The sequence below is a fragment of the Mariniblastus fucicola genome (genome assembly GCF_008087665.1).
Lineage (GTDB): Bacteria > Planctomycetota > Planctomycetia > Pirellulales > Pirellulaceae > Mariniblastus > Mariniblastus fucicola.
In genome coordinates this window covers 6436512-6447863 of sequence record NZ_CP042912.1, presented here as the reverse complement: position 1 = coordinate 6447863, position 11352 = coordinate 6436512, and the positions used below count along the sequence as shown (strand labels likewise).

General features: G+C 54.2%; 6 protein-coding genes. 1 reads left to right on the top strand and 5 read right to left on the bottom strand.

Annotated elements, in window-relative coordinates; genetic code table 11:
• Positions 1 to 110: 110 nt before the first annotated feature.
• The 5 genes from MFFC18_RS24200 to MFFC18_RS24180 form a co-directional block, all read right to left on the bottom strand.
• Positions 111 to 1379, bottom strand: a complete 1269-nt coding sequence (locus tag MFFC18_RS24200) for an amidohydrolase family protein (protein ID WP_075085855.1) — start codon at positions 1377 to 1379, stop codon at positions 111 to 113.
• Between the two features lie 84 nt (positions 1380 to 1463).
• Positions 1464 to 4562, bottom strand: coding sequence for an amidohydrolase family protein (locus MFFC18_RS24195; protein ID WP_148619105.1), 3099 nt, complete (start codon positions 4560 to 4562; stop codon positions 1464 to 1466).
• 105 nt (positions 4563 to 4667) lie between these two features.
• Entirely contained in the window at positions 4668 to 6086 is a 1419-nt protein-coding gene (locus MFFC18_RS24190) for an amidohydrolase family protein (protein WP_075085857.1), read from the bottom strand.
• A gap of 2 nt (positions 6087 to 6088) precedes the next feature.
• A complete protein-coding gene (locus tag MFFC18_RS24185; protein ID WP_075085858.1) occupies positions 6089 to 7315 on the bottom strand; it encodes an amidohydrolase family protein in 1227 nt (408 codons plus the stop codon).
• A 4-nt stretch (positions 7316 to 7319) separates the two neighbouring features.
• A complete protein-coding gene (locus MFFC18_RS24180) occupies positions 7320 to 9836 on the bottom strand; it encodes an amidohydrolase family protein (RefSeq protein WP_075085859.1) in 2517 nt (838 codons plus the stop codon).
• A gap of 292 nt (positions 9837 to 10128) precedes the next feature.
• Here MFFC18_RS24180 and MFFC18_RS24175 point away from each other — a divergent pair, with 292 nt between their 5' ends.
• A complete protein-coding gene (locus tag MFFC18_RS24175) occupies positions 10129 to 11349 on the top strand; it encodes an alpha/beta hydrolase fold domain-containing protein (RefSeq protein WP_075085861.1) in 1221 nt (406 codons plus the stop codon).
• The last annotated feature ends 3 nt before the right edge of the window (positions 11350 to 11352 follow it).

Below are 11352 nucleotides of genomic sequence, written 5' to 3'. Positions count from 1 at the left end.
AAAAGTTGTTCGGTGGCACAGGCTTTGAGCCCGTGTTCTGCATGTTCACAGGCTCCAGGCCTACGCCACCTTTTCTGCTTAAACGATCGCGGCCAGGAGCCACAATCACGTTAAAACCGTCGTCGATCTTTCGAAGTGTCGTAAACGCTTTTCCCGTCGATGAAAACCTGCTTCACATAGTTGCGAGGATCAAGAATCGAACCGGTGCTGATCACGATGTCAGCGTCTTTGCCGGGCTCGAGCGAACCGACTCGATCGTCGATCATCAGAGCCTTCGCTGCCTCGATGGTGACTCCACGAATGGCTCGTTCTTCGCTCCAGCCAAACCGAACTGCCATCGTCGCCTGGAAGAAAAGCTCTTCTTGCGGAATGACCGGTGCGTCGGTGTTCACGCCAAGCACTTTCACGCCACGTTTTTCGTATTCGTTCACAACGCCAACGATTTGACCACGGTCGCGATCAAGCTGAAACGAACGCGGGCCAGCCATCACAGGGATGTCACGTTTGGCCAGTTCGTCACCGATCTTGTAAGCATCAAACGTGCCGTGGTCGATGACGACTTTCAGATTCATTTCGTCATGCAACATGCGAATGGTCGATTGAATCACCTGGTACTGCTGCGTGTGAACGACCACCGGAATCTCGCGATGGAACAACGGTTTGAAGTTCTCCAAACGCAAATTGAATTCTGGCTCTTTGGCTTTGCCTTTAAGGAACGCGTCGTACTGACGAACGTAATATTTTCCTTCCAGCAGTTGTTGGCGAATAACGTAGTTCATACCCATTCGGCCAGACCCCGTTTCGCCGCCACGTCGCTCCGGGTTACCGGCTTGAGCGATCTTTAAAACGCCAGGAGCACGAATGATGACGTCTTCCGGTTTTCCGGGGCCGCTTTTCATCAGCACGCCGAAGCCGCCCATGTTGGTTCCGCTGCCAGGGATGTAGCAGATCGTGGTGACGCCACCCGCAATCGCGACCTTTAGCTGATCGTTGTGAGGAATGATTTGGTCCCAGTTTCGTAGCTCGGGGTTCGTCTGGTAAACCATTTCATTAAGGTCACCCGAACCGCCGACGTGGCTGTGAGCTTCCACCAAACCAGGCATCGCGAACTGGTCGGAGTGATCGACGACTTCGTAGCCTTCGGGGACTTCGATTTCTTTCCGCGGGCCAACGGCTTCGATTTTGCCGTCCTTGATCAGGATCGTGCCATCAGCGATCGGATCGCCCGCACACGTGAAGATTTTTCCAACGTGAACCGCGACGCCGGTTGATTCGGTGTCAGCATCTTTGCCGTCCGAATCATCAGCCACCGCCAGCGACACCGTGGCCAAGCACAGCAATGAAGCAGTCAGAATTTTCTTGAGGTAGTTTGGAATCACTTTTCTTCCTTAGCCGAAAGGCGGTTGGGACTCACCTGAGATCGCTCCGCAATTTTGTTTCTTTGTTTCGCTAACTGTTGGTAACTACTCGCTGTCAGTCGCTTCGCGTTCGTATACCCAAACGCCATCGATCATCACGGCGAGGATTTGGGTCGAAAACTCAAATGGCGGTCCGCTGAGAACCACCAGGTCCGCGTCGTTGCCAGCAGCGATCGAGCCGAAAGTCATCTTGTCCGAAAGCATTTTCGCTGGCGCGGAAGTCAAACCGTTGAGTGCATCGTTGGTCGACAGTCCGCGACTGACGGAATACTGAATTGCTCCCGGGAGTTGTCCCGAGCCCGTTGTGCCCGAAGACTGAAAGGCGAAAGACAATCGCTCGTTGGCCAAAAGCTGTGGCAAGTTGGTGGCTTCGAGTTGTTTCGGAACCGCGATGGAAAGCTTGGGGCCGGCGATGACGGAAACGTCGTAGTCAGCCAGTGCGTCAGGCTCGCGAGCCAGTGCGTCGGCGCCGACGATGACCGTGCGGACACCGTATTTTTCGGTGAACAGTTTCGCGGCCTCTTTGATCGTGAACAGTTCACGTGTTTCGACCAGAGCCGGAATCTCTTTCGCGAACAGAGCCTTGTAAGGTTCCAACGCGTCGTTCTTCTTTGGCTTTTTCGGCTCCTTCAGAGCAGGCTTTTTCTCTTCCTTCTTCTCAGCAGCCTTTTCGTCTTTCTTGTCCGCATCTTTGGCGTCAGACTTCTTTTCAGTTTCCTTTTTGTCTTTGTCCGCCGGTTTCTCTTTATCCTTGTCGCCTTCGGAAGGTTTATCTTTCTTTTCCGGCTTGTCCTTTTTCTCTTCCTCTTCGTCCTTGTCGTCTTCTTCCGGTTCAGGCTTTTTGCTTTTGTCGACCGTTCGCTTGGCGGTCACTTTGACTTCGCCCATGCGGCCCAACTCCATCGTGCCTTCGAATGCTCCGTCGGCATCGAGTTCGCTGCTGATTTCAACTTCCTGGCCACGCCGTTCCATGGTCATGGAAAGTTTTCTGGAGTCCCGATCATAGGAGCCGTTCGAGAGTTCCACTTCCTGACGCATCATCGCGATCGTGCCGGTGACGGTTCCGTCTTCAGCGAGTTCCAGCTCGAGCGAAAAGACACGGAACTCAGGCGGAATCCGTTCGACGTCGATCTCGCCTTCCCACGTTCCGGTGATCGGATCGGGCAGAGGCTTCTTCTTTTTCTTTTCGTCTTCCTTGTCTTTATCCTTGTCAGTCTCTTTTTTCTCTTCCGGTTTGGGTTTGTCCTTCTCAGAATCCTTTTTGTCGGCATCCTTTTTCGAATCCGCTTCCTTGGAATCCGATTTCTTCTCGTCCTTCTTGGCTTCTGGTTTCGGTTTCGGCTTGGCGGCTTCGGCTTTTAGTTTCTCTTTGTACTCAGCCAAATCCTTCTCGTACTTTTTCCAAGAGTCGACATACTTTTTGCCCGCCGCAAGTTGTTTTTCAGCCGACGCAATAGCCGCCGTCGTCGTGCCAGAGAGAACGAACTTGATCGCAACCGGATCGCCGATCACGCGAGCGTCGTTGCCAAGCTTGAACGCAACGACCGGAGTCGCATTGCCACCGCCGCCGGAAAGCAGAGCGGTTGTGATTCCGTTTTGCCGAGCGTATTCGATCGCAGGATCGTCGCCGTAGAGTTGTTCGCCAAGCTTGGTCGCCAGAGTCGTGCTGCCGGAAAGCGGACCGCCGAGCCCGAGTCCCGTTCCCATGTCGACGAACCCTGGAACGATCACGGCGTCTTTGAATTGGCGGATGTTGGCTTCTGCAGGCGCCGAAACGCTATTGCCAACGCCGCGAACGGTGTGACCTTTGACGACGACCTGTCCGTTGTCCAGATATTTGCCGTCCCCGATGTAAACTCGTCCCGCAGAAACAACGGTTGTGGCCGGCGACATGCTGCGTTCGAAAAGCGCTTCACCGCCGACGTAGGTTGATCGGACTCGAGAATGCATCGCGAAAGGTTTGCCGGAAAGCACGACGAAGTCCGCGTGTTTTCCTTCGGCCAGCGAACCAACCTGATCGTCGACTCCCATCATGGCCGCCGAAGAGTGCGTCAACGCCGACAGCAATTCCGAATGGCTCAAACCATCACGCATAAACTGGCCAGCGACGAACATGGATGACGTCAGCGATGTCGACTGTCGTGGTGCGATTGAAACCGGAATTCCCGCGTCGAGCAACTCACGTGCGAAAGTCCATGGCTCCTTTTTCGATTCAATTTGCTCAAGCGTTGGATTCGAAATCGATCCGGGAACGTTCGCTGTCAGGACGACACCGGCAACCGAGTCTTTCCAATCGGCGAACACGCCTTCGAAAGCTTCCAGGCCTTCGCAATCGGTCAGGATGACTTTGACGCCAAACTCTTTGGCTAACGAAACCGCGCCGCGAATTTCTGGCGCCGTTGAGGCCGCGATACGAACAGGTTTCTTTGACTCAATGATTTCAGCAACGGCTTCGATGATTTCGTCGCCGTTTTCTCCAGCGGCAGCCGCTTTGAAGATCTGACGCAGAGCCGCCATCGAGGCCGAAAGCGTGGCGACTTGAGGACGAGTCGCCATAAGCGGTCGATCTTCGGAAACCGGACCGACGGCGGGTTCGTAAATTCGAGGAGGCTGCCGGGACGCCGAAGTCAAAACGATCTGCAGGCTTTCTTTTTCCTGCAAGATTCGATCGTTAATGTCATCGCCGGCAAGTTTGACGACTCCTCCAACACCAGGCATCAGACGAACGCGTGCCGGAGAGACTTGTACCGTCGTAATGCCGCTCTCGATCAGCGTGTCGCGATCGGCAAAGAAGTCGAATCCATCGAGTGCACGAACTTGCGGCGTGATGGTTCGCTCTTCGGTTTGGTTTCCACCAAGGCTGGTTTGCGGAAGGACCAGGCCGGGAATCAGGATCTGTGATCCAAAATCGTGTTGCTTCGCAACGCCGGGAATCGAGACTTCATCGCGTGGGCCGATCGCAGTGATGATTCCATCAACGACAACCATGGCTCCGTTCTCAATCGGCTCACCATCGCCAGGCCAGATCTGGTCAGCAAAGTAGACATCCGTCTTTGATTGCTGTGCGACGACGTTCGAAAAGGTCGAACCGATCGCGATGGCAAACAAGAGGCCGAAGACCAAACTGTTTGGAACAAGTTTCATGATGTCAAAGTTTCCCAATCTCAGGTGTTCGTAGTTGCGGCTTCCAGCCGCAATCGTGTGCTGTTTCGCGAAATGATTGCGGCTGGAAGCCACAACCACGTTCACTTACTCCGTTTCGCCATTGAGCAACAGTTTCAGCTGTTCGTCTTTTTCTTTTTCGTACACGATCTCTCCGTTGACGACGGTCATGTCGACCCATGTGTCAACGCTCAGCGGTTCACCGGAAAGCACGATGATGTCGGCGTCTTTGCCTTTTTCGATCGAGCCAACGAACTCGTCAACGCCGAGGAATTCTGCCGGCAGAGTTGTGAGTGCTGCCAGGGCTTCTTCGACGGGCATACCGTATTTAACGGCTGTTGCCGCCTGATACCAGAAGTAAGTGCTTCCAAGCGTTGTGCCGCCGCCACGTCCGACCTGAAAGACGAACTTGACTTCGTTGTCGCGGAACACTTTCGGAAGGATGACTTTTGTTTCCTCTTTCGTGCGAGGGTCTTCTTCGAAGAACACAAGCTGCGAATCGAGCACGACAGGCAAGTCCGCGGCGGCGACCTGCTTGGCGGCCTTGTAGCATTCGCGACCGAGGATCAGTGAAGCTTTGAAGTTGTACTCCTTGATCAATCGCATCGCTTGGCCGACATCCATCGCCTTGTCGCAATAGATCATCACAGGAAGCTCGCCCGAAAGGATGGCGAACATCGCCTTGTCGAGTTCCGATTCGACTTCTTCGGGCTTCTTGTCGTCGTCCTTCTTCTCGGCCTTTTTGTCTTCAGATTTCTTCTCGTCCTTGTCTTCTTCTTTCTTCTTCTCCTCCTTGTCGCCTTCTTTTTTGTCTTCCTTCTTGTCAGCTTCCTTTTTCTTGACGCGTTTCTTTTTGTCGCCGGGCTTCTTCTTCGCGTCCTTGTCTTTGCCTTCCTTCTTTTCCTCTTCCTTGGCCTTGTTCTTTTTGTCCAGCTTCCGTTTGGCCTGATCGAGTGCTTTGCGAAGCTTGGCAAGGTGACCCATGCGACTGCCGCTGACCGGACGCAACGAAATCTTTACGCCAGCGTCGGACTTGAGCACCATGTCATCGATGAATTCGCCACCGGTTTTGATCACGGCAGCCTGACCGCCGATCAATGTCGAGTTCCCGGGAACCACTCGGACGGTCGTCACACCGTTTCGGCGTGCAGAACGAAAGTATGAGTTCATGGGGTCGATCGAATCAATCACCGAAACGTAGGGCACAACCGGGTTCGTTTCGTTAGCCTGACTCATGCCTGAAGAAGTATGAGCTTCGACGAAACCCGGCATGATGACTTTGTCACTGGCGTCGATGACGCGAGCTTCGACAGGAACTTTGATGTCGGTTCCGACGTCGGAGATTTTGCCATCACGGAAAACGATCGTGCCGTTTTCGATGGTCTCGCCAGCCATCGTGATGATTTTGGCACCTTTAAACGCAAGAGGTTTCTGCGCTTGCACGTTCGATATCGTTGCCAATGTCGCCACGGCAACGGCGGCCAGAAAGTATGTCTTTTTGAGCACGTTTAGTTTTCCTTTTCAGTGGTCGTCTTACCGTTGACCATGACCCAACGAATCGAAGTTGTTAATTCAAGTGGTTCGCCCGAGAGAGCAATCAAGTCCGCGTCGTAGCCGGCAGCAATTTTGCCGACTCGATCCGAAACCCCAATGATCTGGGCTGGCGTTGATGTGATCGAAGCCAGAGCAACGTCCGCATCGAGCCCGAATCGACGGGCGAAGCGAGCTTTCTCAAGCAAGTTGTCCCCGGCGATCGCAAACGTAAGGCCGGCTTCCGCCAGAATGCCCGGATTGTTCCAGCAAAGTTCTGAACGTTCGGCGCCCTGCGTTGTGCCAGGATTGTCGTACTTCAGAACCAGCGGATAGTCTCGCTCGACCAACTCTTCTTTGACCTTGTAAGCTTCCTCGCCACCGACAATGATCGGTTTGAATCCGAACTCATCGGCCAACGTTCCAACGGTTTCGATGTCGTACGACATGCGGCTGACCATCATCAAAGGGCGATCGGCGGCCACCGCCTGTTTCAGTTTTGCGTAAGCGTTTTCGTCTTTCGAACGTTCCGCTTTGCTGAATGTGTTTCGCAGGATCCAAACGACGCCCATCCGATTCGTTGGTTGGCGAACGTAGATCGTGTCGGGTCGGGAACGTGAACGATTTCGTGACGCCGGATCGTTGCACATCGCGGCCAGCATGGCTCCGTCTTCGACCAGAACCGAATCGCCGTGGTCCATGGTTTTGATGACAGCCGCTGTTCCACCCAAAACGTTTTGCGTGCCCGGAGATGCATTGACCGTTGTTGTTCCGGCTTGAAGTTGCCGGCGAAGCGAGTTTTTGTCCCAGTCGATCGAATGGATCGCCTGAAAGTCCAGGGTTACTTCGCTGGTAATTTCGTCCATGCCAGTGCTGCTGAGCGGAGTTTGCGAATACGCATCGACAAGGCCCGGCATCAAAACGCTGCCTTCGCCAAGGTCGACCGATTCGGCTTCGACGCCGCCGAGATCTACCGTTTCAGCGACCGCTTTGATTTTGCCGTCAATGACCAACACCTGGCCTGGCGAAAGCGGATCGCCGTCCATCGTGTAGACCTTGCTGGCCTTGTACAGCGTCGCAGAAGATTCACTGTTCTTCGAATCACTGTTGTCAGCAAACGTGGACGGCACGACAGCAGCCACGACGATCGCTATGCCAACGGAGCAAGCGAGAGCTGAATTAAAAATGGATCTCAATCGTTTCATTCGCTTACTTTTTAGAAACAGGTTTTCCATCGACAATCACGTTCAGTGGTTTCGCGGCAAGGTTGACCGGCGAGGCACTCCAGACGACGAAGTCCGCGTTGGCTCCGGGCTCAAGTCCAACGTTTTCCATCCCGACGAGCGCCGCACCGCCTTCGGTCAGGCCGCTGAGAACTTTCTCTGCAGGAACGCCTGCTGATACCAGCATCGAAGCGGTTGTGCGCACTTGCTGTGCTGAATCCGCGACGAACCCGATCGGCACGCCGGCATCAACCGCGGCTTTGGTTTGCAGCGGACGTCGGTTCAAGTCCGCGGTGCCAATGGGATAGACCAACAATCCCATATCGTTTTCTGCGAGCTGGTCCGCGAGGTCGCCAACCGAACCATTGGAGGCCAGCGTCGGAGCGGAAAGCTTATTCTTTTTCGCGAGTGCAATGACCGAGCGGATTTCGACTTCGTCGTTGGCCAGGAAAATCGGTTTGCGTTTTCCGTCGATGACTTCTTTCACGCAAGCCAGCTTTTCGTCGGCGACTGATTTTGCAATCGCGTCCGAAAGGTAGACTCGTGAATCGACCAAAGACCCACCAAACAGGTCGCTGATCATCCGGACTTGGCCGTTGAGCGAAGCAGGAAATCGTTCGGCATTGCGAGCCGAGTTGCCCAACACAAACTGGTTGGCGATCGTCGGTGATACAACATATTCGCCGACCCCGAGTCGCACGTGCCCCATCGCTCCGGATGAAGTATTCGAAGTTCCCGGCGCCAATCCGATGTGAACGAATCCGGCCGCCAGAGTTTCTTTGGCTTGTTTGGTTGTCGGATCAAAGGCGTCGACGGCGCGAAGATGGCTGGCGTCTGATTCCGTGGAATCGTTGATCGCAGCCGCCTGGCCCAGCGACGAATGAGCGATCACCAGCCCCGGTGTCACGATCGTATCGCCAAGGTCAAAGACTTGAGGTTCGTCGGCTGTACTTTCGCCTTCAACTGTGACAACGCCTTTTGCAACCAGCGTGATCTTTCCGTCGACTACGGTGATTGCTCCCGGGCCGAGCTTGCCATCGCGAAGCATGCGAGTGGTCGTCACGACATAGCTTTTGGGCAAAAGCGAAGGCAACGCGATCGCCTCACCAGTTTTTGCCGCAGCCGATTCCATTGCCGCAACGTCGCTTTCAAAAATGACTTTGCCGTGACTCAAAACCAGGCGAGCCGGTGTACTTGAATCCATTGGATCGCCAGCAAACACGGCGATATCAGCCTGTTTTCCTTTTTCCAGCGTGCCGACATGATCGGCAACGCCCAGCATTCGAGCCGCGTTTGCGGTCAGAGCCTTCAACACTTCATCTGAATCGATGCCGAGACTAACAGCATGAGCCGCGTTGATTCGCAGGGCCTGAGATCCGCGAGCCGAACCCGCGAAAGTCGACAAAGTCCACAGCTTTTCATCCGAATCCAATTCAGCAAACCAATCCAGGTCGCCGTCCTTGCGATATTCGGGTGCCGCACCGGGTTCAAAAAACGGCCCCACCACCATCGCGTGATTGCTATCCGCAAGTTCGTCGGCGCAACTGGTGACTTTCGTCAGTCCATCAAGCACAACACGGATCTCAAACTCCTTCGCCAGAGCGATCACCCGCTTGAGCGAATCGGAATGGTGAACTTCAACAAACAGCGGAATCTCGCGTTTCAGTACGCGTTTAAAGATCTCTTTGGTGACATCTTTCTTGTCGTCTGCGTCCTTGTCGTCTTTTTTCTCGTCGTCTTTCTTTTTGTCTTCGTCGGCATCCTTGTCGTCTTTATCTTCTTTGTCCTTGTCGTCCGAGTCCGCTTTCTTTTTGTCGGAGTCCTCTTTGGCGTCCTTCTTTTCTTTATCCTTGTCGCCGTCTTTCTTTTTTTCCTGAGCGCTCTTGAGCAGTTTCTCGAGGGCCTGAATCTGGGCGTAGCGATCTTTCGAAGACTTGCCGCGAGTCCCGATCGAAACCTGCACCGCGACATCGTCCTTCATCACGATGTCTTCCACCGAGCCGTGAGGACCGACTCGCAAAACGGCCCCCATCCCTCCGACCGCACTGACGGAGTTGGGTTGGACGTAAACCGAAGTGATGCCTTGCGCCGCAAGTTCTTGCCAGTCTTCATTCCACGGGTCGATCGCGTCGACGACTTTCAATTCGGCTTTGGCGTTACTTTCAGAGACCGCTTGAGGCGTCAGCCAAAGCTTGCCGCGGCTCTCGATCAGCCCGGGCGTGATGTGAAAACCAGTCAGGTCGTAAACCTTCGCATCGTCGGGGGATTCTACGTTTTCGCCAATCGCAGCGATCTTTCCATCGGTAACCACGATTGATCCAACGAAGGTTCCCGCGGGGCCAGAAGAGTGAATCGTCGCGTCTTTGAGGACGATCGAAGGGCCGGTCGAGTCCTGTTTTTTCTTGTCGTCGGTGTCGTCTCCGACAGCCGCAGTCGTCGCGAAAAGTGTCAGGGATAAGCCAAAGACGATGGTCGCAATTCGAAATCGACGAAGAAATTGCATTGCTGGACTTTATTCTCAGGAAGCGGGACGCGGGTGTACGGCTTGGCTTTCCATAGTGGCATGGCCATGTCGTCAATTCAAGCAGGAACTTTTGGAATGAAACAATCCATAAGCGAAAACGTTTCTTCGAATCCGTCAGGACCGTAAGCAAATGCGTTTTTATGTTCGCAGCCAATGCAATAAGTCGGCCCGCCAGCTCGATTGGGGGATTGCAGTTCGGTCGTAGCAGCTGGAATTGAATATCGGTTAAAATCGTTTTGACTGATTAAACTCACCCATCCCGAGTGTCGCCATGAAATCTGTTGCCTTCGCCGTTTCCATTTTCGCAGTTGTCTCTGTTTGCACGATGAACGTATCCGCCCAGGACGAATCGTTTTCCATCACTCTGGACCCGGTCAAGCACGGTTCGATTGAGCTCGATCCACCCGTGCCCGCCGATGGACAGTATCCTTCTGGGACCGCTGTCACCGTTCGAGCAACGCCGGCGGATGGCTTTGCTGTCGATTCGATTTATTACTCCGTTCCGGGCCGCTGGGGAGCGATGTATCACGAGTCACTGACGGCTGATTTCGAAATCACATTCGATCAGGACAAGCACGTTGGCGCATCGTTTATCGAAGCCGAAGAAGTCGCTCATGTTTCGGTCAAGCACAACATCGTTTACGCACAACCCGGCAAAAAGCCCTTGAAATACGACGTTTACTCGCCCCAAGGAGCATCCGATCTGCCAATCATCGTCATCATTCACGGCGGCGGTTGGGCAACGAACGACGAAGACGTGATGCGCGGTCTGGCTCGTGAGCTAACCAAAGGCGGCAAGTTCGTGGTTTGCAGTATCGACTATCGCTGGATTGGAAAGCTCGACGGCGACGAAGAACCGAACTCGATGGCCAACCTGATCGAAGACGTCTTTGGTGCGATCGCTCACATCATGGAACACGCCAAAGATTACGGTGGCGATGCAACGCGAATCGGAGTCACCGGCGATAGTGCGGGAGGCCATCTGTCCGCTTCGGCTTCGATCCTGATTGAGAAAATCGGAGACGGTGGCTTTGGCGAAACCGATGGCGTTTACCAATACCGTCCGACCTATATTCCCGAAGGCAAATCGGTGGATGAAGTCCGCGAAGAAATGCTGGGCTCGATCAAGGCCGCCGCGCCGAGCTACGGAGTCTTTGCTTCGGATCGCTTGAAAGATTTCATGCAGGATCTGCCCCAAGCAGCCGCCGAAGCAACGGCTCCGCAGAGCCACATCCCCGAATCGCGCGTCCGATCGGTGCCTCAGTATCTGACGCTTGGCGACAAGGATTCGCTAATCCGTGACGAGAAAGTCCAAGCGTTTGCTGATGCACTCGAATCCAAAGGTCAAGTCGTGGTCTACGACAAGGTTGCCGGCGCAGGTCATGCTTTCTTTGACTGGAAACCAAACGACACAACGAAAGCGACCTTCCGCAAATTCGGCGTTCCCTACGCGGCGAAAATGAAAGCGTTTTTCGAACAGCACCTGAAGTAGAGC

Excerpts from the sequence above, each read along its gene's own strand:
- MFFC18_RS24175 (WP_075085861.1), top strand. The coding sequence starts at position 10,129 with ATGAAATCTGTTGCCTTCGCCGTTTCCATTTTCGCAGTTGTCTCTGTT.
- MFFC18_RS24185 (WP_075085858.1), bottom strand. The coding sequence starts at position 7,315 with ATGAAACGATTGAGATCCATTTTTAATTCAGCTCTCGCTTGCTCCGTT.
- MFFC18_RS24180 (WP_075085859.1), bottom strand. The coding sequence starts at position 9,836 with ATGCAATTTCTTCGTCGATTTCGAATTGCGACCATCGTCTTTGGCTTA.
- MFFC18_RS24195 (WP_148619105.1), bottom strand. The coding sequence starts at position 4,562 with ATGAAACTTGTTCCAAACAGTTTGGTCTTCGGCCTCTTGTTTGCCATC.